The sequence below is a fragment of the Streptomyces sp. NPDC004266 genome, assembly GCF_042874095.1.
GTDB lineage: Bacteria > Actinomycetota > Actinomycetes > Streptomycetales > Streptomycetaceae > Streptomyces.
The window spans coordinates 165,822-189,592 of record NZ_JBIAMM010000011.1 but is presented as its reverse complement, the minus strand read 5'-3'; the positions used below and the strand labels follow the sequence as shown (position 1 = coordinate 189,592).

At 73.4% G+C, this 23,771-nt stretch carries 16 protein-coding genes and 1 pseudogene; 12 read left to right on the top strand and 5 right to left on the bottom strand.

Translation table 11 applies throughout. The annotated features are described in order from the left end of the window. Window positions 1–22: 22 nt before the first annotated feature. On the bottom strand, window positions 23–1,084 hold the full coding sequence (locus ACFYUZ_RS25735; protein WP_389312969.1) for a PucR family transcriptional regulator: 1,062 nt from the start codon (window positions 1,082–1,084) through the stop codon (window positions 23–25). A 220-nt stretch (window positions 1,085–1,304) separates the two neighbouring features. On the opposite strand from ACFYUZ_RS25735, the gene ACFYUZ_RS25730 reads away from it, so the two are divergent. The 3 genes from ACFYUZ_RS25730 (at window position 1,305) to ACFYUZ_RS25720 (ending at window position 8,538) form a co-directional block, all read left to right on the top strand. Further along, window positions 1,305–3,374, top strand: coding sequence for a flotillin family protein (locus ACFYUZ_RS25730; protein ID WP_389312967.1), 2,070 nt, complete (start codon window positions 1,305–1,307; stop codon window positions 3,372–3,374). A 96-nt stretch (window positions 3,375–3,470) separates the two neighbouring features. Next, window positions 3,471–8,303, top strand: coding sequence for a DNA repair ATPase (locus tag ACFYUZ_RS25725; protein WP_389312965.1), 4,833 nt, complete (start codon window positions 3,471–3,473; stop codon window positions 8,301–8,303). A 10-nt stretch (window positions 8,304–8,313) separates the two neighbouring features. Continuing rightward, window positions 8,314–8,538 carry a hypothetical protein gene (locus ACFYUZ_RS25720; RefSeq protein WP_389312963.1) on the top strand — a complete coding sequence of 75 codons (225 nt, stop codon included), beginning with the start codon at window positions 8,314–8,316 and terminating at the stop codon, window positions 8,536–8,538. A 46-nt stretch (window positions 8,539–8,584) separates the two neighbouring features. On the opposite strand, the gene ACFYUZ_RS25715 is transcribed toward ACFYUZ_RS25720, so the two are convergent. After that, a complete protein-coding gene (locus ACFYUZ_RS25715; protein WP_389312961.1) occupies window positions 8,585–9,385 on the bottom strand; it encodes a crotonase/enoyl-CoA hydratase family protein in 801 nt (266 codons plus the stop codon). A gap of 460 nt (window positions 9,386–9,845) precedes the next feature. Here ACFYUZ_RS25715 and ACFYUZ_RS25710 point away from each other — a divergent pair, with 460 nt between their 5' ends. Both ACFYUZ_RS25710 and ACFYUZ_RS25705 read left to right on the top strand, forming a co-directional pair. Then, window positions 9,846–11,249 (top strand): sulfatase, encoded by a 1,404-nt coding sequence (locus tag ACFYUZ_RS25710; protein ID WP_389312959.1) that lies wholly within the window; start codon window positions 9,846–9,848, stop codon window positions 11,247–11,249. A gap of 83 nt (window positions 11,250–11,332) precedes the next feature. Next, entirely contained in the window at window positions 11,333–12,229 is an 897-nt protein-coding gene (locus tag ACFYUZ_RS25705; RefSeq protein WP_389312957.1) for a formylglycine-generating enzyme family protein, read from the top strand. Between the two features lie 41 nt (window positions 12,230–12,270). Here ACFYUZ_RS25705 and ACFYUZ_RS25700 read toward each other — a convergent pair whose 3' ends face one another. Next, on the bottom strand, window positions 12,271–13,197 hold the full coding sequence (locus ACFYUZ_RS25700; protein ID WP_389312956.1) for a LysR family transcriptional regulator: 927 nt from the start codon (window positions 13,195–13,197) through the stop codon (window positions 12,271–12,273). A 92-nt stretch (window positions 13,198–13,289) separates the two neighbouring features. Between ACFYUZ_RS25700 and ACFYUZ_RS25695 the strand changes: the two genes are divergently transcribed. The 3 genes from ACFYUZ_RS25695 to ACFYUZ_RS25685 all read left to right on the top strand — a co-directional run bounded on the left by ACFYUZ_RS25695 (window position 13,290) and on the right by ACFYUZ_RS25685 (window position 18,422). Next, window positions 13,290–14,741: an MFS transporter gene (locus ACFYUZ_RS25695; protein ID WP_389312954.1), complete on the top strand. Its 1,452-nt coding sequence runs from the start codon at window positions 13,290–13,292 to the stop codon at window positions 14,739–14,741. Window positions 14,742–14,946: 205 nt separating this feature from the next. Beyond that, a complete protein-coding gene (locus ACFYUZ_RS25690; protein WP_389312952.1) occupies window positions 14,947–16,227 on the top strand; it encodes a serine hydrolase domain-containing protein in 1,281 nt (426 codons plus the stop codon). A gap of 308 nt (window positions 16,228–16,535) precedes the next feature. Next, a complete protein-coding gene (locus ACFYUZ_RS25685) occupies window positions 16,536–18,422 on the top strand; it encodes an AMP-dependent synthetase/ligase (RefSeq protein ID WP_389312950.1) in 1,887 nt (628 codons plus the stop codon). 141 nt (window positions 18,423–18,563) lie between these two features. Here the strand turns inward: ACFYUZ_RS25685 and ACFYUZ_RS25680 are convergent, their stop codons facing one another. After that, entirely contained in the window at window positions 18,564–19,118 is a 555-nt protein-coding gene (locus tag ACFYUZ_RS25680) for a helix-turn-helix domain-containing protein (protein ID WP_389312948.1), read from the bottom strand. A 190-nt stretch (window positions 19,119–19,308) separates the two neighbouring features. Here ACFYUZ_RS25680 and ACFYUZ_RS25675 point away from each other — a divergent pair, with 190 nt between their 5' ends. The 3 genes from ACFYUZ_RS25675 to ACFYUZ_RS25665 all read left to right on the top strand — a co-directional run bounded on the left by ACFYUZ_RS25675 (window position 19,309) and on the right by ACFYUZ_RS25665 (window position 22,369). Next, window positions 19,309–20,433 (top strand): arylsulfotransferase family protein, encoded by a 1,125-nt coding sequence (locus tag ACFYUZ_RS25675; RefSeq protein ID WP_389312946.1) that lies wholly within the window; start codon window positions 19,309–19,311, stop codon window positions 20,431–20,433. Then, window positions 20,430–21,824, top strand: a complete 1,395-nt coding sequence (locus ACFYUZ_RS25670) for a uracil-xanthine permease family protein (protein ID WP_389312944.1) — start codon at window positions 20,430–20,432, stop codon at window positions 21,822–21,824. Before ACFYUZ_RS25675 ends, ACFYUZ_RS25670 begins: the two co-directional genes overlap by 4 nt. Window positions 21,825–21,898: 74 nt before the next feature. After that, a complete protein-coding gene (locus ACFYUZ_RS25665) occupies window positions 21,899–22,369 on the top strand; it encodes a hypothetical protein (RefSeq protein WP_389312942.1) in 471 nt (156 codons plus the stop codon). Here ACFYUZ_RS25665 and ACFYUZ_RS25660 read toward each other — a convergent pair. Beyond that, a pseudogene (locus ACFYUZ_RS25660) lies at window positions 22,364–22,537 on the bottom strand (IS5/IS1182 family transposase); the annotation flags it as partial. The gene ACFYUZ_RS25665 and the pseudogene ACFYUZ_RS25660 sit on opposite strands and share 6 nt — an antisense overlap. 312 nt (window positions 22,538–22,849) lie before the next feature. On the opposite strand from ACFYUZ_RS25660, the gene ACFYUZ_RS25655 reads away from it, so the two are divergent. Then, window positions 22,850–23,770 (top strand): serine/threonine-protein kinase, encoded by a 921-nt coding sequence (locus tag ACFYUZ_RS25655; protein WP_389312941.1) that lies wholly within the window; start codon window positions 22,850–22,852, stop codon window positions 23,768–23,770. The last annotated feature ends 1 nt before the right edge of the window (window position 23,771 follow it).

Below are 23,771 nucleotides of genomic sequence, written 5' to 3'. Positions count from 1 at the left end.
CCGGCGACCGGCGCCCGACGCGTCACAGCGGCTGGTGGGGCCAGTCCAGGAGCCGGGCGCCGATGACGGCCGTCTGGAGGGTGTAGCGCTGGACGGGATCGCCGGGATCCGCGCCGGTCAGACGGTGGATGCGGTCGAGACGGTACGTCATGGCCCGCACGCTGAGACTGAGGCTGCGGGCCGCCTGGGCGGTGACGCAGCCGCTGTCGAAGTACGCCGTGAGCGTGTCGAGCAGGGGCTCGGCGCCGCCCCGGGCCTGGCGGAGCGGGCCGAGGACGGTGCCCACGAGCTCGGCCATGGCCTGCCGGTCGCGGGTGAGCACGGGATAGACGAGGAGGTCGGCGGCGTGCAGGACCGGATCGCTGAGGTCCATGCGGGCCGCGAGGGCGAGGGCGTTGAGCGCCTCCTCGTAGGAGTGGACGACACCGCCCGCGCCCGGATGCGCACGGCCGATCGCCACCTGTCCGCCGTCGGTCGCCGCGTACGCCTGCTTGGCGAAGTGGGCGAGCACTTCGGGCTCGTCGGCCGGGGCGACGCAGATCAGCCGTCCGTCCTTGGTGGTGAGCAGGATGCGGCGGTTGCCGAAGCGGGCGACGAGCGAGGACTCGACGGTACGGGTGACCGCGTAGCCGTCGCTGTACGGCTCCGGGCCCTGGGCGACGGCGACGGCGTGGGCGTGGGAGAGGAGCAGCCCGAAGCGTTCGGCCCGCTCCGCCAGCCGGCCCAGACCGCTCCGGCCCTGGAGCAGGTCGTCGATGAACTCACGTCGTGCCGCCTCCTCCTGACGAACCGCCAGGTACTGGGCCCGCTCGTGTCCCTCGGCGAAGGCGTCCACGGCCTGCTCGACGGCGCTCAGGAGGTGCTCGGCGGCGTCCCGCGGCAGACCGGGGCGCACTCGCTGGGCGGCGGAGAGATGGGCCCGGACGAGGGCCCGCAGTCCGATGCCGGCCTCCGCGGCCCGTTCCCCGAGCGCGCCCAGGGCCTCGCGCTCCTCCCGGGTGAGCCTGCGGCGGGTCGCGCACACCGCCGCCAGGATCTCGACGTATCCCTCCAGGTACTCCTCGGCCGGCTCCCTCTCCGCCATGGTTCCTCCCCCGTCTCCGGACCCGCCCCTGTCGCGTTCTCGACGCGCGGCGATCAAGAGTGACACGCCGTCCGCCGGGGTGTGCGACCGGCATCGAGGAGACGTCGAAGACTGCCGGATCACGGCAATGCCGGACGGATGACCCTGCCTCAGGATGGCCCCACCCGAGGGCATGGGCGTCGGCCCGATGCCGGGAGACAGAAAGCGGACGGGGTTTCTCATGGATGCCATCACCGGAGGCGCCGGCGCGCTGATCGCCGTCGTCCTGCTCGTCGCCGTCGCTCTGCTCCTCGTGGCCGGCCGGCTGTTCCGCAAGGTGGAGCAGGGCAAGGCGCTGATCGTCTCCAGGACGCGCAGCGTCGACGTCACCTTCACGGGACGGATCGTCCTCCCCGTCCTGCACAAGGCCGAGGTCATGGACATCTCGGTGAAGACCTTCGAGATCTCCCGGATGGGCCGGGACGGGCTGATCTGCCGGGACAACATCCGTGCCGACATCCGGATCTCGTTCTTCATCCGGGTCAACAAGACGGTGGAGGACGTCGTCAAGGTCGCGCAGGCCATCGGAACGGCACGGGCCAGCCACAAGGAGACCCTGGAGGAGCTGTTCCACGCCAAGTTCTCCGAGGCCGTCAAGACCGTCGGCAAGCAGCTCGACTTCACCGACCTCTACACCAAGCGCGAGGAACTGCGCTTCCGGATCATCGAGCTCATCGGCATCGACCTCAACGGCTACCACCTGGAGGACGCCGCCATCGACCACGTCGAGCAGACGCCGCTGAGCCAGCTCGACCCCGGCAACATCCTCGACGCCCAGGGCATCCGCAAGATCACCGAACTGACGGCCGTGGAGAACATCCGGACGAACGAGTACCGGCAGAACGAGCAGAAGGAGATCACCCGGCAGAACGTCGACGCCCGCGAGGCCATCCTGGAGCTGGAGCGGCGTCAGGCCGACGCGGAGATCAAGCAGCGGCGGGAGATCGACACCGCGCGGGCCCGCGAGGAGGCCGAGACCGCGCGCGTGGTGGAGGAGGAGCGGCTGCGGGCGCAGAGCGCCTTCCTCAGGACCGAGGAGCAGCTCGGCGTCCAGCGCGAGAACCAGGCCCGCGAGGTGGCCGTCGCGCAGAAGAACCGCGAGCGGGTCATCGCCGTCGAGAACGAGCGGATCGAGAAGGACCGCCTCCTGGAGGTCATCGCCCGCGACCGGGAGACCCAGCTGACCCGCATCGCCGCCGACAAGGAGGTCGAGGCCGAGCGCCGGGAGATCGCCGAGGTGATCCGGGAGCGGGTCGTGGTGGACCGCACGGTCGCCGAGCAGGAGGAGTCCATCAAGCGGCTGCGCGTGGTCGAGGAGGCCGAGCGCACCCGGCAGGCCGTCGTCATCGCGGCCGAGGCGGAGGCGCAGGAGAGGCTGGTCAAGGACATCAAGGCGGCGGAGGCGGCCGAGCAGGCCGCCGTCCACCGGGCCGCCGAGGAGCTCACCCTGGCGGAGGCCCGCAACAAGGCGGCCGACATGGACGCCCGCGCCAAGATCCGCCTCGCCGAGGGCGTCCAGGCCGAGGCCGCCGCCGAGGGCCTCGCGGCCGTGCGGGTGCGGGACATGGAGGCCGACGTCATCGAGAAGGCCGGCCGCGCCGAGGCGGAGGCCACCGAGGCACGGCTGCGCGCCGAGGCGGCCGGTGTCCGCGAGAAGGCGCTGGCCGAGGCGGCCGGCACGCGCGAGAAGGCGCTGGCCGAGGCCACGGCGATCGGCGAGAAGCTGAAGGCCGAGGCGGCCGGCCTGACCGAGAAGGCGGTCGCGATGGCCGCGCTGGACGAGGCCTCGCGCACCCACGAGGAGTACCGGCTGCGCCTGGCCGCCGAGAAGGAGATCCGGCTCGCCGGGCTCGACGTCCAGCGGCAGGTCGCCGAGGCGCAGGCCACCGTCCTCGCGACCGGTCTGGAGCACGCCGACATCAACATCGTCGGCGGGGAGTCGGTCTTCCTCGACCGGCTGGTGGAGGCGGTCGCGCTCGGCAGGTCGGTCGACGGGTTCATGGACCACTCCCGGACCGCGCAGGCGCTCGCCGGCCCCTGGCTGGACGGCTCCGGTTCCTTCACGGAGGACCTGACCAAGGTGCTGGGCTCGCTGTCCACGACCGACGTGCAGAACCTCGGCGTCTCCGCGTTCCTCGCGAAGGCCATGAACTCCGGGGTGCTCGACGGGGTGCTCGACGCGCGGGGCGCCGGACCGGCCGCGGCGCCCGCGGCGGAGACGACCGCGCTGAACGGCGCCGCCGGGAAATGACCGCACGAGGAGCGGTCACAAAGGGTCCGGCGCCGGCAAACGGGGGAGTTGGCGGCACCGGACCCGTACTCACCACCGTACAAGGAGCGGGACGAGATGGGTGCCGGAATCGACGAGGACACGTACACGGTCTTGCGCGACCGGCTCGCGGCGCGGGCCGCCGAGCTGGCCGGGCGCGCCGGAGCCCTCGACGAGGAGCGGACCGCGGCCTTCGGCTCCGGCGAGCTCGCGCTCACCGGCACCCGCCGCGTCGACACCGCCCGCGCCTGCGCGCCCCAGGACGTCGTCGCCGTCGGCGACGACCTCCTGCTCCTCGGCTTCCAGCCCTCCGGCCCGGGGCTCTCCGAGGTCTCCGTCGCCGACGTCCTCACCCTCCACGACCGCGACCTGAACGCGCTGCCCGCACAGGCGGTGCCCGGACTCCTCGACGACCCGGACTTCGTGCGGGAGTTCTCCGCGCTGCACCGCTACTACCGGGGCGCGCGCCTGATCCGGCTGCGACGCACGGAGGGCCGGCTCCTCGCCGTCTTCCGGACGGGGGAGCAGAACGACGACCTGCGGGTCCTGCGCTGGTCCGTCGGCCCGGCGGGGGAGATCCGGTTCCTCGACGCCCGGGGCGAACGCGACCACGTCCTCCCTCCCCCCGACGACCTCGCATGGGTGGAGACGACCCGCGACGACCACGTCCCCGGCCGGCACCCGCACATCTCGCTCGGCGGCCGCCTGTTCGTCTCCACGGTCGGCGGGACGCTGACGATCAGGACCGACGACGACACCGACACCGCCGGGGGCGTCCACACGGAGCCGGTCGACGAGCCGCTGCAGTCCCTCGCCGACGCCGAGGTGGCCTACGCCGTCGTGGGCGCGCTGATCCTGGTGCGCGTCCGCCCCTACAAGGAGGACGTCCGCCGCCACCTCGTCCTCAACACCCTGACCGGCGCCGTCGTCAGGCTCGACGCCATCGGGCAGGCGTGCCTGCGGCTGCCCGGGGACGAGGGGATCGTGTTCCCCGGCGGCTACTGCCTCGCCTCCGGAGCCGTGCGGACCTTCGACACCGACACGGCGGGACAGACCTTCGACCGGACGGTCCGCTCGCCCGACGGGGAGCACCTCCTCTTCGTCTTCCGCGATCCCACGGAGGGCCGGACCCTGCTCCTCCCGTACGACCCCATCGGCAAGGAGATCGCGAACCCGCTCCTCTGCCGCGGATACGCCCTGCTCGACGACGGGACGATGGCCGTGCTCCGCGGCGGGTCCGGCGAGCCGGGCCGGGCCCACCCGGTGCAGATCTGGCGCACGCCGTACGTCTCCGACACCCACCGGCGCCCCGCGGGGACCGGCCCCCTGGCCCGCATCGGCAACGCCGACCTCGTCCGGGGGATCGCCGACTGCCTGTCGATCGCCCGGCAGGCCACCGGGCCCACGCCCACCACCGAGGGGTACGAGGCGCTCGTCGCCGCCTGCGTGCGCGCGGGCGACGCCCACCACTGGCTGGGCGACCCGGACACCGGCGACCTGCGCACGCCCCTGACCGAACTGCGGGCCACCGCCGAGCAGGTCCTCGACGAGTTCGGCACCGTCACGGCGCTCACCCGGCAGGCGGCCGAGGCCCTCGCCGACACCGCCCGGGAGATCAGCCGCCTCGTCCGGCGCATCCGGGACGAGGAGCCCGCCACGGCCGGGGAGTGGATCTCCCGCATCACCGAACTCCGCACGGCACAAGGGCACGTGGCGACCCTCAAGGACATGCGGTACGCCGACACGGAGGGCATCGACGCCCTCGCCGCGGACGTCGAGGCCGACATCGTCTCCGCCGCCGGGCGGGCCGTCGCGTTCCTCCGGGGCGAGGACGCCTTCACCGCCCACCACACCGAGGCCGAACGCCTCGCCACCGAGGCCGGGGCACTCGCCACCGTCGCCGAGACCGGCCCGGCCGGCGAACGGATCGAGGCCCGCACCCACGAACTGCGCACCCTCGGCGAGGTCGTCGCCGGCCTCGACGTCGGCGACGCCACCGTCCGCGCCTCGATCCTGGCACGCGTCGCCGACGTCCTGGGCGCGCTCAACCGCGCCCGGGCCCACCTCGCCGCCCGCCGCACCGAGCTCCTGGAGCAGGAGGGCCGGGCCGAGTTCGCCGCCGAGCTCGCCCTGCTCGGCCAGGCCGTCACCGGTGCCCTGGCCGCCGCCGACACCCCCGACCGCTGCGACGAACAGCTCGGCCGGCTCCTGCTCCAGCTGGAGAACCTGGAATCCCGCTTCACCGGACACGACGGCTTCCTCGCCGCCGTCGCCGAGCGGCGCACCGCGATCCACGAGGCCTTCACCGCACGCGGACAGGCCCTCCAGGACGCCCGTGCCCGCCGCGCCGCGCGCCTCGCCGACTCGGCCGGCCGGGTCCTGGAGACCATCGCCCGGCGGGCGGCGAGCCTGACCGACCCGGACGAGGTGCACGCCCACTTCGCCTCCGACCCCATGGTCGCCCGGGTCCGGCGCATCGGCGACGAACTGCGGGAGCTCGGCGACCGGGCACGGGCGGAGGAGCTGGAGAGCCGCCTCGGAGCCGCCCGCCAGGAGGCCGGACGGGCGCTGCGGGACCGCGTCGAGCTGTTCTCCGACGGCGGCGACACGATCCGCCTCGGCCGGCACCGCTTCGCCGTCACCCGGCAGGCCCCCGAGCTGACCCTCGTACCGCACGAGGACGCGGGCGGGGGCACAGGCGCGGGCACCCTCGTCCTCGCCCTGACGGGAACCGACTACCGCGAACCCGTCACCGACCCCGCCTTCGCCGCCACCCGTCACCTCTGGGACCGGACCCTGCCCTCCGAGTCGCCCGAGGTCTACCGGGCCGAGCACCTGGCCGCACGCCTCCTGGCCGAGCACGGCACGGACGGCCTCGCCGGAGCGGACCTCGGCGCACTCGCCCGGCAGGCGGCCGAGACCGCCTACGACGAGGGCCACGAGCGCGGCGTCCACGACCACGACGCGGCGCTGATCCTGGAAGCGGTGCTGAAACTGGACGAAGGGGCCGGACCGCTGCGCCACACCGGGGCGGCACGCGCGACCGCCCAGCTCTTCTGGGCGTCCACCAGCGCCGAGGTCCGCGAGCAGTGGATCCGTCAGGCGGTCGCGCTGACCCGGGCCCGTGACCTCTTCGGCACCGACTCGGCCCTGGACGGGCTGAGGGCGGAGCTCACCGGAGCGACCGGGGACCCGGCGGCGGCCGCGTACCTGACGGACGAACTCGCCTCCGGCCCGGCGGGCTTCGCCGTCTCCGGCGCGGCGCGCGCCCTCCTCGCCGCCTTCCGCCGCACCGTCGGCTCCTCCGCCTACGACGAGGCCCTCGCCGCCCTCACCGAGCCGGACGCACGACGCCGGCTCGTCGAGGCCTGGCTCACCTCGTACGCCTCGGCGTCCGGGGAGCCGCACGACCCGGGCGCGCTCGCCGAGGCCGTCGCCGTCGAGCTCTGCCCGGGGCTCGACCGCTACGAGGTCGACGCCCCGACCACGGCCACGGTCACCGGGCTCCTCGGCGACCACCCCCGGGTGCGGGCACGCTCGCTGGAGCTGCGGCTCGACGAGTTCCTCGCCAGGACACGCCGCTTCGCCGCCGTCGACGTGCCGGCCTTCCGCGCCCACCAGCGGCGGCGGACGGAACTCCTCACCGCCGAGCGCGCCCGCCTCCGCCTGGACGCGTACCGCCCCCGCGTCATGTCGTCCTTCGTCCGCAACCGGCTCGTCGACGACGTCTACCTCCCGCTCCTCGGCGACAACCTCGCCAAGCAGCTCGGCGCCGCCGGATCCGACGGGCGCGGCGCCTCCCACGGACTGCTGCTGCTCCTCTCCCCGCCCGGTTACGGCAAGACCACCCTCATCGAGTACGTCGCCGAACGCCTCGGCCTGCTGCTCGTCAAGGTCGACGGCCCCGCCCTCGGCCGGCGGACGACCTCCCTCGACCCCGCCGCGGCACCCGACGCCGCCGCCCGCCGGGAGCTGGAGAAGATCGCCTTCGCCCTGGCCGCCGCCCACAACGTCCTGCTGTACGTGGACGACATCCAGCACACCTCCCCGGAGTTCCTGCAGAAGTTCATCCCCCTCTGCGACGCCACCCGGACCCTGAACGGCCACGACCTGCGCGGAAAGCGCTTCGCCGTCTGCATGGCCGGAAACCCGTACACCGAGTCCGGCCGGGCCTTCCGCGTGCCGGACATGCTCGCCAGCCGGGCCGACGTGTGGAACCTCGGCGACGTCCTGACCGGCAAGGAGGAGGCCTTCGCGTTCAGCTTCGTCGAGAACGCCCTCACCTCCCACCCCCTCCTCGCCCCGCTCGCCGGCCGCGACCGCGCCGACCTGGAGCTCCTCACCCGGCTGGCCGCCGGAGACCCGGCGGCGCGCCGCGACCGGCTCGCCCACCCCTACGCCCCGGCCGAACTCGACCGGGTCCTCGCCGTCCTCCGCCGTCTCCTCACCGTCCGGGAGACCGTCCTCGCCGTCAACGAGGCGTACATCGCCTCCGCCGCCACCGCCGACGAGGCCCGCACCGGACCGCCGTTCCGGCTCCAGGGGTCGTACCGTACGATGAACAAGATCACGGCCCGCCTCTCGCCCGTCATGGACGACGCCGAACTCGCCGCCCTGATCGACGACCACTACACCGCCGAGGCCCAGACCCTGACCAGCGAAGCCGAGGCCAACCTCCTCGAACTCGCCGCCCTGCGCGGCACCCTCACCCCGGCGCAGTCCGCGCGCCGCACGGAACTGAACGCCGCCCGCACCCGCGCGCCCGGGGGCTCCGGGGACGACCGCCTGGCCCGCGCGGTCGCCGCCCTCGGCCTGCTCGCCGACCGCGTCACGGCCGTCGAGACGGCGATCACCCGCGTGACGGACGCGCCCCACCCACCCCGGAACACCGCCGGAACCGGCGGAGGATGAGAGGGACGGCATGGCCAAGCCGGTGCACGCGGCGATCGGACAGAAGCCCATCCGCTGCCAGGTGTGCGACAACGACACCTTCCGCGAGCGGGAGGTGAAGCTGAACAGCACGGGGATGGAGTTCTTCAACATGGCCTGGGCGAACGAGTCGGCGACCGGCCTGATCTGCTGGTCGTGCGGCTACGTCCACCTCTTCGTCAACCGGGACATCAGGCTCTACCGGACAAGCGGGTGACACCGGCTCACGGCGAGCCCGGCGCCCTCGCCGCGGCCCGGACGGCTCAACCGGTGAACGAGCCGTGCCGGCCCGCCCCGGCCGCGAAGCGCGCGGCGCCGTCGAGGGTCTCGCCGGCCGACAGGGGCACCATGCCGTGCCGGAGTTCGACCGCCAGCGCCTCGGGTTCGGGCAGGCCGTGCTGCTCCCGGACGGACAGGCGGTCGTGACGCAGGCACAGCTGGGGGAACGCGGCGATCTCCCGGGCGAGTTCCTCCGCCGCGGCCCGGGCCCGGCCCGGCGGCACGAGACGGTTCGCGAGCCCGATCCCGTACGCCTCGGCGGCCGGGACCGGCCGGCCGGTCAGGATCAGGTCCATGGCGCGGCTCTCGCCGATCAGTCGGGGCAGCCGGACCGTGCCGCCGTCGATCAGGGGCACTCCCCACCGGCGGCAGAACACCCCGAGGACCGCGTCCTCCTCGACCACGCGCAGATCGCACCAGAGGGCCAGTTCGAGCCCGCCGGCCACCGCGTGGCCGCTGACGGCCGCGATGACCGGCTTCGTCAGGCGCAGCCGGGTCGGCCCCATCGGGCCGTCGCCGTCGGGTGCCACCCGGTTCCCGCGCTCGGTGCCGACGGCCTTGAGGTCGGCGCCCGCGCAGAACGTGCCGCCCTCGCCCCACAGCACCGCGACCGAGGCCTCCTCGTCGGCCTCGAACGCCCGGAAGGCGTCGGCCAGTCGCCGCGCCGTCGGCCCGTCCACGGCGTTGCGCGCGGCGGGCCGGGACAGGACCACCGTGGTCACGGGTCCGTCGCGCTCGACGCGGACGGCGTCCTCTTCCGCCGGTGTCGCTGATGCATCGGTCATGGGGGCATTCTCACGTGGCCGTGGCCCGGCGGCCAGACCGGGGAGACCGGCAGGGAGACGGGGTGGGCGCGGAGGCGGGGTGAGCACGGCGGTCGCGGGTGAGCACGGCGGTGGTGGGTGAGCACGGTGGGCGCAGGTAAGCACGGCGGTCGCGGGTGAGCACGGCGGCCGCCATTTCATCCGCCGTACATGGAACCGCGGTTCCACTCCGCATACTGTCGTGGCCATGGCAGCAGGAATCCTCACTGCGCGCCGCCACGTCGACCAAGGGCACCTGGCGAGCGCCCTGTGTACGGTCGCCCCGGCGCGCTGAAAGCGCCCCTCCCCCCACGGGATCCCCACCTGGCGCCCCCGCCTGACTCCCGTCTCTTCCCCTTCCCCACCGCGGCCCGACGGCACGTCTCCCCGTGCCTCCGTCCGCCGTGTCCCTCGTGCAGTCGCACCCGGAGGAATGGACATCATGAGCGAGAACCGACGCCCGCAGGTGAGCCGACGAGGCTTCCTCGGCGGCGCCGCCGCCGTCGCGGCCGCGACCGCCGTGCCCGCCCTCGCGCAGGTCGCCGCGGCCGGCCCCGCCGCTGCCGCCGGCCGGCCGAACATCCTGCTGATCGTCACCGACGACCAGCCCAAGCACACCGAATGGGCCCTGCCCAAGACCGTCGCCTGGCTCGCCGACCAGGGCGTGAGGTTCACCGACGGCCACGTCACCACCCCGCTGTGCGCGCCCTCGCGTTCCAGCGTGTTCTCCGGCCGCCACGCCCACAACCACGGCGTCCGCAACAACAAGGCCTCGTACGCGCTCGACCAGAGCACCACCGTGCAGAAGTACCTCAAGCAGGCGGGCTACCGCACCGGCCTGTTCGGCAAGTACCTCAACTCCTGGACCCTGGCGGACAATCCGCCGCACTTCGAGGAGTTCGCCCTCCTCCAGCCCGGGTACGTCGACGCCCAGTGGAACGTCGACGGCACCGTCCAGACGATCAACGGCTACACCACCACCATCGTCAAGAACCGCACCCTGAAATTCCTCGACAAGGCCGCCACCGACACCAGGCCCTGGTTCGCGTACGTCACGCCCTACGCCTCCCACGGCCCGCGCACCCCCGAGGCGAAGTACGCCGACACCCCCGTGCCCGACTGGAACGGCCGTCCCTCGGTCCCCGAGAACGACCGCAGCGACAAGCCCGGCTACATCAAGAACGCCACCGGCACCCTCGCCGACGGCCGGACCATCCGCGCCGAGCAGCTGCGCACCCTGCTCTCCGTCGACGACGCCGTACAGGCGTTCAAGGACAAGCTCCAGGCCCTGGGCCAGCTCGACAACACCCTCGTCATCTACATCGGCGACAACGGCTTCAGCTGGGGCGACCACGGCTGGACCGCGAAGTCGGTGCCCTACCGCCCCGCGCACGAGGTGCCGTTCTACCTCTCCTGGCCGGCCGGCGGGCTCGGCGCGGGGACCCAGGACAACCGCATCGTCGCCAACATCGACATCGCCCCGACCATCCTCGACGCCGCCGGCATCACCCCGAGCGCCCCGCAGGACGGCCGTTCCCTGCTCTCCGCTCACAGCCGCGACCACCTCCTGGTGGAATGGTGGAAGCAGGGCACCGCCGCCGGAGGCGCGCCCACCTGGTCCTCGTACGTGGCCAAGGACGAGCAGTACACGGAGTACTACGACCTGACGACCGACGGGAACGGCACGGTGTCCGGCACCGGACAGGTGAAGTTCCGCGAGTACTACGACCTGGTGAACGACCCCTACCAGCTGACCAACAAGCTCTACCAGGCCACACCGGCCCAGGAGCAGGCCCTCGGCATCCCCGCCCTGGCCGCGCGGCTCGCCGCCGACCGCGTGGCCTGACCCGCGCCACCGCACTGCCGGCCGGCCCCGCGCCGCGACGCGCGGGGCCGGCCGCCCACCCTTCCGATTCCGCCGGAGTCGTCATGTCCTCGTGCTGCACCCCGGGTCACACCCCGCTCCCCGTCCTGACCCTCGCCCCGCCCCGCCCGCCGGCCCGCCCCTCCCGGGTCGCCCGGCAGCTGCTCTCCCTGCCCGGAGGGCGCTTCCTCATGGGCACCGACGACCCGGAGGGCTTCCCCGCCGACGCCGAGGGCCCGGTCCGCGAGGTGACCGTGGAGCCCTTCCGCATCGCGGCCACGACGGTGACGAACGCGCAGTTCGCCACCTTCGTCAAAGCCACCGGACACGTCACCGACGCCGAGCGCTTCGGCTTCTCCTTCACCTTCGGGGCCTTCCTGGGGGAGGAAGCCGCGGCCGTGTCCCCGCCCGTGCCGGGCGTCCCGTGGTGGCGGACGGTGGACGGCGCCTCGTGGCGCCGGCCCGAAGGCCCCGGCTCCCACGTCACCGACCGGCAGAACCACCCCGTCGTCCACGTGTCCTGGCACGACGCCCAGGCCTACTGCGCCTGGTCCGGCACCCGCCTGCCCACCGAGGCCGAGTGGGAGTACGCGGCCCGCGGCGGTCTGGAGCAGCGCCGCTACCCGTGGGGCGACGAGCTCACGTCGGACGGCCGTCCCCTGTGCAACATCTGGCGGGGCGACTTCCCGGACCTCCCCGTCGGCGGCGGCCACGCGGGCACGGCCCCCGCGAAGTCCTTCCGGCCCAACGGCTTCGGCCTCTACAACACGGTCGGCAACGTCTGGGAGTGGTGCGCGGACCGGTTCGCCCCCGGCGAGGAGACCGCGCGCGCGATGCGCGGCGGCTCGTACCTGTGCCACGACTCCTACTGCAACCGGTACCGGGTGGCCGCCCGCAGCTCCAACACACCCGACAGCTCGACCGGGAACATCGGCTTCCGGGTGGCCGCCGACCCCGCATAGCGCCGTCCGCCCGCCGTGACGGGGGGGGCGGGCGGACGGCATCAGCCGGACCGGCCGAGCAGCAGGTCCCGTACGCAGCCGCGCAGCCAGGCGTGCGCCGGGTCGGCGTCGTGGCGCGGATGCCAGGCGAGGCCGACCGGAAGCGGCGGCAGGTCGAGGGGGACGTCGAAGGCGACCAGGCCGAGGGCCGCGGCCAGCGAGCGGCTCCGCGCGCTGATCAGGCCGACCAGGTCGGTGTCGCGCAGGACGAACAGCGACGCCGGGTACGTGCCGACGCTCGCGACGACCCGCCGCCGCAGACCGTGCTCGGCCAGCGCGGTGTCGACGGGGCCCTGCAGCCGTCCCCGGCGCGAGACGATCAGGTGGTCCGCCTCCGTCGCGAACCTCCGCCGGGTCAGGCGCCCCTGGAGGAGCGGGTGTCCCGCGCGGACGACCGCGAGCATGCGGTCGTCGAGGACGTGCTCGGTGTGCACCTCGGGATGGACGGTGTCGATGACGCCGATCTCCAGGTCGGCGACCCCCTCCCGCAGCGTCGGCGCGTCGACGTGGCTCTCGTTCAGGAACCGCAGCCGCACCCGCGGGGCCTCGCGGGCGGCACGCGCGAGCAGGTCGGGGCCGAGCAGGGCGGGATGGGAGTCCTGGCCGAGCACCGTGAACGTGCGCGCGACGGCGCGGAGATCGGTGGGGCCCGAGGCCGCGAACAGCGCCCTGGCCCGCTCCACGACCGCGCCGACCTCCGCCCGCACGGACAGCGCGTACGGCGTCGGCACCATCGCGCGCCCGGCGCGCACCAGGATCGGGTCGCCGAGCGCCTTGCGGATCCGGCCCAGGGTGCGGCTGGTGGCCGGCTCGGACAGATGCAGCCGCCGGGCCGCTCCCCGCACGCTCTGCTCCTCCAGGAGGACGTCGAGGGCCAGGAGGAGATTGAGGTCGAGACCGGTGGCGTCCCCGGATTGCGTCACACGCACTCACCCCTTGCAAAAGATGCACTGGAAGTAATCCACGGGCCGAGCCTACGGTGAACGCACACCCCCTCACCACGACGCTCCCCGGAGGAGCCATGTCTTCCGCTGCCCTCTCACCGCCCCCCTCCGCCCCGGCCGGCACCGCGCCGAGCCCGCTCAGGAGGTCCGCCCTGCTCGCCCTGTGCGCCTGCGTCCTGGTGGCGCAGAGCATGGTCGCCGCCATCAACCTCCTCATCCCCCAACTGGCCGCCTCCTCGCTCCACCCGTCCTCCACCGAGCTGCTGTGGACGGTGGACGCGTACGTCATCGTCTTCGCCGGACTGCTCATCCCCGCCGGAGCGCTGGGCGACCGCCGGGGCCGCAAGGGCGTGCTGCTCGCCGGTCTCGCGCTGTTCGCCGCGGGGGCGGCGCTGAGCGCCCTGGCCACGTCGCCCGCGCTGCTGATCGCCGGCCGCGGGGTGTCCGGCGCCGGGGCCGCCTGCGTCATGCCCGCGACCATGTCGATCCTCGTACAGCTCGCCGGACCCGAAGGCCGGGCCAGGGCCCTGGCCTCCTGGACCCTCTCCGTCGGCCTGGGCGGGCTCGCGGGCAACGTCGGCGGGGGAGCGACGGGCCAGTTCCTCTCCTGGCGCGCCCTGTTCTGGCTGATGGTCCCGCTGGCCGCGCTGCTCGCCTGGACCGTCGCGGTCACCGTCCCGCGCACCGACCGCTCCCCGCACGGGCGCCCCGACCCGCGCGGCACCCCGGTGCTCGTGGCGGCCCTGGTCGCCCTCCTCGCGGGCATCATCGAAGGCCCGGCACACGGCTGGACCTCGCCCCGCATCCTCGTCCTCTTCGCGGTGGGCGCGGCGCTGACCGGCCTGTTCACCTGGTACGCGCTCCGCTCGCCGGCCGCGCTGCTCGACCCGAGGGTCTTCCGCTCCCGGCGGCTGCGCGCCGCCGTCCTGGGCACGGCCACCGGCTTCTTCGGTCTCTTCTCGCTGTTCTACGCCAACTCCCAGTACCTGCAGTACGTGAAGGGGTACGGCCCCGCCGTCACCGGGCTCGCCATCGTCCCGCTCACGATCGGCATGGCCCTCTTCCCCAAGGTCGCCACCCGCTGGCAGGCCGCCTCCGGTCCGCGCCCCGCCGTCGCCACCGGCCTGTTCCTGATCGGCGCCGGACTCCTCGGGGCCTCCACCGCCGACGCGGCCACGCCGTACGCGCTGTACGCCTGCTGGCTGCTCGTCATCTCGGCGGGAACCGGCCTGTGCATGCCGGCCCTGACCGTCGGCGTCGTCTCCTCCCTCCCCGCCCACCAGGCCGGCCTCGGCTCCGGCCTCGGCACCTCGGCCCGGGAGATCGGCGCCGCCCTCGGCGTGGCCGTCACCGGCACCGTGCTCGCCGCACACGGCTCCGGCGCCGGCACGGCGTCCTTCGCCGACGCGATGAGCCCGGCGCTGCGCACGGTGGGCGCGGTCGTCCTGGTGGCCACGGGCCTGGTCACCCTCGGATACCGGACCGCGTCCGGGCGGCGACCCGACGCCGGGACCGCGCCGAACCGCTGAGACCGACCGCCGGGACGTCCCGTGCGCGCGTGTGGGCCGGATGGCGCAGACGGCGCGCGGGGGAGCCCGGTCCGCGAGACGGTGGCCTGATCCTGGGACAGGGCGGTCCGGCGGCCGGCCGGGGCCCGGACGGGCGATCGCCCGACCGGCACCGGGCCGTGGGCACCGTCCGCCCTTCCCGGTCCCGTAGCCGAGGAGGTAGCGCATGCCCCGACGTGTCCCCGCCGCGTACGACGGCCGGAATTCCACGAGCTCCGCCCGTGCCCGTACCGGACCCCGCCCGAGGCGCGGATTCGGGGCGGCCGCCGTCGGGGCTGTGGTGGCGGCCGCCGTCCTGGGCGGCGCCGCGACCGCACCGGTCGCGGCCGCCCCGACGGCGACGGCGCCGCACGGACCCGGTCACGGCGACCCGGCGCTCCAGCGGGCCCTCGCCGACCTGGTGGCGGCGCCCGGCGGCCCGCCCGGGGCCATCGCGATCCTGACCCGGGACGGCGTACGGCAGGTCTACCGGGTCGGCACGGCCGAGGTGGGCACGCGGCGACCACCCCGGCCCGACGACCACATGCGCATCGCCAGCGTGGCCAAGGCCTTCAGCGGGGCGGTCGCGCTGAGCCTCGTGGACCGGCAGGCCCTGCGCCTGGACGACACGATCGGCAGGCTCCTGCCCCACCTCCCCGAGGCCTGGCACGCGGTGACGCTCCGTCAACTGCTCCAGCACACCAGCGGACTTCCGGACTACAGCAAGAGCGAGGCGTTCCAGAACATCGTCCGCGCGGACCCCCGCCACCACTTCGACTCCCGCCGCCTTCTCGACTTCGTGGCCGACCTGCCCCTGGGCTTCCCGCCGGGCAGCCGCTACGCCTACTCCAACTCGGACAACATCGCGGTCGCCCTGATGGCCGAGCGGGCCACCGGCCGCCCGTACGAGTCGCTGCTGCGACAGCTCGTGTACCGCCCGCTCGACCTGACGGAGACCAGCCTCCCGCAGGGCTACCTGCTGCCCCGCCCCTTCCTGCACGGCTACCTCACCGCCCCCGGCGAGCCGCCCGAGGACGTGAGCGAGGCGGTCAGCGCCTCCGGCGCCTGGGCGTCGGGCGGCATCGTCTCCACCCCGGCGGACCTGAGCAGGTTCATCGGCGGCTACGCCGGACCGGAGCTGCTGACCCCCATGACCCGCCACGCCCAGCAGGACTTCCTCCCCGGGGGCGCCTCCGAACCGGCCGGCCCCGGCGCCAACGCGGCGGGCCTGGGCCTCTTCCGGTACACCACCCGCTGCGGCACGGTCCTCGGCCACACCGGCAACACCCCCGGCTACACGCAGTTCGCCGCCGCCACGCGGGACGGCCGACGCACGGTGACGGTCTCCGTCACCAGCCAGGTCACGACGGACCCGGCCCTGCTGGCCCGACTGCGCGCGACCGAGGAGCGGTTCGTCTGCGCCCTGCTCGACGACCGGGGCCCGGGCCCCTGGGGGCACACGCCGTAGGGCGCGGGCGGCAGGCCCGGCCGGCGCCCGGTGGACGGCGTACCCCAGGTACGTCACCACCGGGCGCCTCGCTGCGTGCCGAGGCGGGCGCCGGACGCGGCGGGTGCCGATCGTGGCGGGTGCCGGACGTGGCGCGCCGATCGTGGCGGGTGCCGGACGTGGTGGGCGCCGGACGTGGTGGCCACCGGACGCTTTCCTCCCCGGCTCCCCCTTACGCGGCGGTGGGTTTCCCCTTAGCCTCACACCACTGCTCGCAAGTTACCTGCCGGTCAACAACGTTGACGGGCGCACAGGCCTCGGAGGTCGCCATGAGTTCCGCACAGGACCTGCTCGAGAACCGGCCGCACTCGGTGGCGCACCTCTTCCTCTCACGGGTCGAGGCCACACCCGACCGGGAGGCCTACCGTTACCCCGCGCCGGCCGGACAGGGCACCCCCGGCGCCGAGGAGTGGCACTCGCTGACCTGGGCCCAGGCCGCCGAGCGCGTGACGGCGATCGCCGCCGGTCTGCTCGCCCTCGGGCTGCGGACCGAGGAGCGCGTGGCCATCTCCTCCTCGACCCGGGTGGAGTGGATCTTCGCCGACCTGGGCGTGATGTGCGCGGGCGCCGCCGCGACCGCCGTCTACCCGAGCACCGACGCCGACGAGACGGCGTACATCCTCGCCGACTCCGGCAGCCGGGCCGTCTTCGTCGAGGACGCCGCCCAACTGGCCAAGGTCGCCGAGCACGTGGACCGCCTGCCCGGCCTCGGCCACGCGATCCTCTTCGACCCGGAGGCGGACCTCCCCCGGGTCGAGGGGCTGGACGTACTGAGCCTCGCCGAGCTGGAGGAGCGCGGCAGGGCGTACCTCCAGAAGCACCCGGACGCGATCGACACGGCGGTGGGGGCCATCGAGCGCGACCAGCTCGCCACCCTGATCTACACCTCCGGGACGACCGGCCGCCCGAAGGGCGTGCGCCTGGTGCACGACTGCTGGTCCTACCAGGGCGCCGCACAGGAGGCCAGCGGCCTGCTGCGCCCCGACGACGTGCAGTTCCTCTGGCTGCCGCTCTCCCACGTCTTCGGCAAGGCCCTGATCTCCGGTCAGGTGCAGACCGGACACGTGATCGCGATCGACGGCCGCGTCGACCGCATCGTCACCAACCTGCCCGTCGTCCGTCCCACCGTCATGGCCTCCGCGCCGAGGGTCTTCGAGAAGGTCTACAACGGCATCGCCGCGAAGGCGCGGGCCGAGGGCGGAGCCACGTACAGGATCTTCCGGTGGGCGGCGAAGGTCGCCCGCGACCACGCCAGGACCGGCCAGGAGAGCCTGGTGGCGACGGGAAGCCGCAAGGTGCCCCTCTGGCTCGGCGTCCAGCACGCCCTCGCCGACAAGCTGGTCTACGGCAAGATCCGGGCGGCGTTCGGGGGAGAGCTCCGCGGCAGCGCCTCGGGCAGTGCCGCGCTCGCCCCCGACATCGGCTACTTCTTCGCCGGCGCGGGCGTGCCCGTCCTGGAGGGCTACGGCCTGACGGAGACCAGCGCGGCCTGCACCGTCAACCCGGTCGACGACTACCGGGTGGGCACCGTCGGCCGGCCCCTGCCCGGCACCGAGGTCCGCATCGCCGAGGACGGGGAGATCCTCCTGAGGGGGCCCGGCATCATGCGCGGCTACCACAACCTTCCGGAGAAGACCGCCGAAGTCCTGGAGAGCGACGGCTGGTTCCGCACCGGTGACATCGGCGAGATCGACAAGGAGGGCTTCGTCCGGATCACCGACCGCAAGAAGGACCTGTTCAAGACGTCGGGCGGCAAGTACGTGGCCCCCACGGAGATCGAGGGCCGCTTCAAGGCCGTCTGCCCGTTCGTCAGCAACATCCTGGTCATCGGCAACGGCCGCAACTACTGCACCGCCCTGATCGCGCTCGACGAGAGCGCGATCATGCCCTGGGCGGCGACGAACGGCCTCGGCGGCCGCCCCTATGCCGAGGTCGTCTCCTCCCCGGAGGCGCACGCGCTGATCGACGGCTTCGTCCAGCGCGTCAACGGCGACCTGCAGAGATGGCAGACGATCAAGAAGTTCTCGGTCCTGCCGCGCGACCTCGACGTCGAGCACGGCGAGCTCACCCCGAGCCTCAAGGTGAAGCGGCCCGTCGTGGAGCGGGAGTACGCCGAGCTCGTCGAGGCGATGTACGAGGGCGCCCGCGAAGCCTGAGGCCCGGCCGACCGCCCGTCCGGTACGGCGACCCCACGGCCGTACCGGACGTCAGCCGTCCCTCCGGCATCCGACGTTCGCCCGCCGTGCCGCGCCCGGCCGGTCGCCGGGAGCGCTCCACCTGTGGTGCCGTCCGTCCCCTCAGGTCTCCAGCACCTCCACGTGGTCGCCGACCGCGACGACCAGGACCCGCGAACCGGGTTCGGTGGTGCGCCAGCGGTGCCGGACGCCGCCGGACAGGAGCAGCGTGTCCCCGCGGCCCAGCCGGTGGACGCGGCCGTCGGCCTCCACCTCCACCGAGCCGTCCGCCACGTACAGCAGCTCGTCGTTCCGGTGCCGGAACTCGCGGTCCGCCTCGTGCGCGCCGACGAACTCGAGCGCGTGCAGCTGGTGGCGGCCGCGCACCACCGGCCGGACGCGCGCCTCCCGGTCGAGGCCGCTGTCGTCGTCCGCCCGCACCACGTCGACCGTCCGGGTCTCGTCGGAGGCCGCGAGCAGCTGCACCGCCGTGGTCCCGAGGGCGTCGGCGATCCGCTGCAGCGACCGCATGCTGGGGCGCGCCCGGTCGTTCTCGATCTGGCTGAGGAACGGCGAGGAGAGCCCGCTGCTCCGCGCCACGTCGGCGAGCGTCAGGTCGAGCGCCCGTCGCCGGCGGCGCACGGCGGCGCCCACCCGCGGTGTGTTCGCGGTCTCCATCGGTGGTCCCGTCCTTTCCCGCCCCGCGCCGCCGTCCGCCCTCTTCCACGGCGCATGACCGCACCCTACGCGCAGGTAGGCCGAACCCCGGAGACGGTTTCGTACTCCCGACACACGCCCGTCACACAACGCGCCTAACGTCAAAGTCGGTTGTTCTGATCAAAGAAAGTTTGAAGCAAGGAGCTCCGACATGCCCACGGTCGACCAGAACTCACGCCGCCGACGTCCCACCGGCCTCATCGCCCTCGACGAGACGGCCGCGTCCGAGGGCTACACCCTCTACGCGCCGCTCACCGGCACCGGGGAGGTGTACCTCGTCGACCTCCGGGGCCGCACCGTCCACCGCTGGGACCTCCCCCACCGCCCCGGCCGCCACGCCCGGCTCCTCACCGACGGAACCCTCGCGTACAACGGCGTACTCCCGGGAGAGCGGGCCCTCTTCCCGATGTGGCACAAGTACCGGGGCGGCGTCATGCTCCACGCGGCACCCGACGGGACCGTGCTGCGGGAGCACCGCGACCCCCTCCAGCACCACGACGCCCACCACCTCGACGACGGCCGCATCCTCTACACCGCCCTCGAACCCCTCGCCGGGGCCGACGCCGCCGCGGTGCAGGGCGGAGTGCCCGGCTCCGAAGCCGAAGGCGGCCTCGTCTGGGCCGACACCATCAAGGAGGTCGGCCCGGACGGCGAACTCCTGTGGTCCTGGCGCGCCGCCGACCACCTCGACCGCGACGCCTACCCGCTGCACGAGGCCTACGCCCGCGAACACTGGCCGCTGATCAACAGCGTCACGCCCCTGCGGGACGGCAACATCCTGGCCAGCCTGCGCAGCGTCTCGGCCGTCGTCGTCATCAGCCGCGACACCGGCGAGATCCTCTGGCGGAGCCGCCCCGGCACCGTCAGCCAGCAGCACGCCCCCACCGAACTCGACGACGGCCGGTTCCTCGTCTTCGACAACGGCGTCTTCCGGCCCGGCCACGACGTCCCCCACTCCCGCGTCATCGAGATCGACCGGGAGTCCGGCGACATCGCGTGGGAGTACCACGACCCCGCCCGCGAGTTCTTCTTCGCCCCCTTCATGGGCTCCGCGCAGCGCCTGCCGAACGGCAACACGCTCGTCACCGACTCCCCGTCGGGCCGCCTGTTCGAGGTGACGAAGGACGGCTACCTGTGCTGGGAGTACGTCGTCCCGTACTTCGCCGGCTACGACGAGAGCGACGTCCGCAGCCTCTTCCCGTCGCAGCCGAACGCCGTCTTCCGCGCCTACCGCTACACCGCGGCGGAGATCCCGTGGCTGGAGGCGACGGCATGACGACCGCGCCCGCCTCCGTCCACGCGGTGGAACCCGTCGACGCGCGCGTCCCGTTGCGGCGCCTCGCACCCCTCGCGGCCCAGCACGTCCTCGCGATGATCGCCGCCCCCGTCTCCACCGTCTTCCTCGTCGCCGGCACCCTGAGGATGCCGCCCGGCGCGACGGCCTCGCTGCTCAGCACCGTCCTGCTGCTGTGCGGCGCCGGCGCCCTGCTCCAGTCCCTCGGGGTGTGGCGGATCGGCGGCCGCCTGCCGTTCGTCATGCTGCCCGGCGGCGCCGCGACCGCGCTGTTCCTCCAGATCGCCCAGGAGCACGGGCCGGCCACCGCCACCGGGGCCGTCCTCCTCGCGGCCGCCCTGCTGCTCGCCGTGCTTCCCGTGTACGCCCGTGTCGTACGGCTCTTCCCCCCACTGGTCATGGGCGTGACCGTGCTGCTCATCGGCATCGCGATGATCCGGGTCGCCGCCCGGCTCGTCACCGGTCCGGACGGCACGGGGGAGCCGCGCGCGGTGCTCCTCGCCGCCCTCACCGTGGCGGCGACCGTCGCCGCGTACGTCTTCCTGCGCGGCGTCTGGCGACAGACGTCCGTCCTCATCGGCATGGCGGCGGGGACCCTCCTCGGCGTGGGGACGGGCCTCGGCTCCTTCGCCCCCGCGGCCGGCAGCGGCTTCGCGCTGCCCGTGTTCCTGCCCTTCGGCACACCGAGGTTCGACCTGGTCGCCGCGCTTCCGCTGCTCGTCTTCAGCCTCACCACGCTCGCCGAGATCACCGGGCAGACCGTGCTCAACAGCGAGACCGTCGGCCGGAAGCCGGCTCCCGGGCGCGACGTCCCCCGCGTCGCCCGCGCCGACGCCCTGGTGTCCCTGGCCGGCGCGCTCTTCGGCACCTCCCTCATGGTCACCAGCGCCGAGAACATCGGCATCGGCCGGCTCACCGGGGTCCGCAGCCGCTTCGTGACCGCGGGAGCCGGAGCGCTCCTGGTCGTCCTCGGCCTGGCCGCGCCCGTCTCCCGGGCGCTGGCCGGCATCCCCGAGGCCGTCGTGGGCGGCTCCGCCCTCGTCGTCTACGCGGTGATCGCCGTCATGGGCGTCGAGATGCTCCGCCGGGCCGACCTGTCCGGGACGGGGACGGGCTCGCTGACGGCCGCGCTCGCGCTCGCCGCGGGACTGCTGCCGCTGCTCAGCCCCGACCTGTACGCGGGGTTCCCCGGCTGGGCCCGCACGATCCTCGGCAGCGGTGTCGTCGCGGGCACCCTGACGGCGGTCCTCCTCACCGCGCTGCTCGGCCGGCCCGGCCGGGGGAGCGGCACCCCCTCCCCACCGGCCGACCCACCCGCACGGACCGGCCGGGACGCACCGGACCGCACGGAGTGCCGCCCGAGTGCCGCCTAGAACCTGTCCGGACGATCATTGGTCGGTGCGCATGGTCGGCGGTGGTTGTCTGCGCGGTCCCCTAACCTGCGCCCATGACCACCGAGAAGTACCTCTCGACGATTGAGTCGTTGGCCGTGCAGCCGTTCCCGGAGGCGACCTATGCCGATGCCTCCGGGGGAGGGGGACCAGAGCATCATGTGCGCGAACTGCAGGTCAGCCGGGACTTCTGGGATGACGAGGACGGGCAGGCCTGGGTCGAGGCCGAAGCCGAACTGCAGGCCTGCCTCGACGACCTGGCAGCACGTCTGACGAATCGGTGGGGCGACGCGTTCGTCGTGGACCTCGGGCCGTCTCTCAGTGCCTGCTGCGAGGGAGAGGCGGTGCCCGAGCCTCTCGACTACCTCAGCCAACAGGCCGTGAGCATGCAGGTGTGGCCGCTCCCCGACAGCGGTCGTTGGCTCGCGCTGGCGATCGGCCAGGCAGACAAGGAGCTGCCGCTCATCCTGTTTGCCGCGGTCGGTCAGGCTGCCGCACTCGATTTGAACACGAGTGCCCGGTCATGAGCGGAGCCCCACGAGGACAGCTGGCGCGGTGACAGTGCGGGGGAAGACGTAGCCGCGCTGGTCGTGACGGGTCGCGACGGCACGGAAGTCCTTCAGCCTGTTCACGGCCCTCTCGACGGTGTCGCGTTTCTTGTACCGCTCCCCGTCGCACCCCGGTGGCCGTCCGCCGACCAGAGCGGATGCCGCTCGTAGAGCGTCTTCCGCTCAGGCGGCAGTCACATGATCGGCCGGACAGCTCCTAGCCGAAGCTCTGCACGCCTCCCATGCTCAAGCAACAAGATGTAAGGCCATTTGACTGGATTCAGGCGTTGAGGAGTGTCTCACTGGGCCGGCCGCCTCCCCTGAGCTAGCGTTTCGGTGCTGCGGTGACGACGACTTCCGAGGCGATCCTGAAGCGGCCTCCGGTGCAAGGGTGGTGGCTGATTGATCGGGGCAAGGGTCGCGCATTATCGGGTGGAGCGCGAAATCGGCCGTGGAGAGATGTCCGTCGTCTACCGCGCGAAGGATCTACGACAGGGCCGTGTTGTCGCCCTGAAGTTGTTCGCGCCCGCTTTGACGCAGAATGAGGGCTTTCGCCGGCGTCTCGCCCATGACTCACGTACGGCGACTGCGATCGATCATCCGCACATCGTGCCGATCTTCGAAGTGGACGAGACCGACGGTGTCTTGTACCTCGCTATGCAGTACGTCCCCGGCCTCGATTTGCGGGCGTTGCTGGACCGGGAAGGCTCTCTCCCGGTACCGACTGCCCTGCGTATCGCCGCCCAGGTGGCCTCAGGGCTCGACGCCGCCCATGAGCACGACCTGGTGCACCGGGGCGTCGAGCCCAGCAACATCCTGGTCGCCGCGGGAACCGACAGCGACCATTCCGAGCACGTCTACCTCACGAACTTCGGGATCTCGGAGACGTCGCTGGCGCTCAGCGGGTTCACCACCGCCGGCACAATCGTCGGCACGCTCGATTACATGGCCCCTGAGCAGATCTCCGCGCGCTCCGTAGACGGCCGGAGCGATCAGTACAGCCTGGCCTGCGTCGTCTACGAAGCCCTTGCCGGGAGACCGCCGTTCGAGGGCAATAGCGCCCTCGAGCTGGGGTGGGTGCACCAGTACGATCCGCCACCCGCTCTTTCCCAAGCACGTCCCGAGATCGCACGTGCCGCCGATGCCGTCATGGCAAAGGCACTAGCCAAGGCTCCTGAAGACCGTTACTCCTCATGCCAGGAATTCGTGGCCCATTTGCGCACTGCCGCCTCCAGCGGAGTCGGAGCGCCGTCAAGGATGCGAGCGGCAGAGCGACCAGAGGTGCCTACGGCCTCCCCGCCATCCCCACCCGCGCCTGGCGATGCAGCTGGGAGCACCCCACCGGGACCGCCCTTCGGTGACGATGACGACGAGTGGTGAC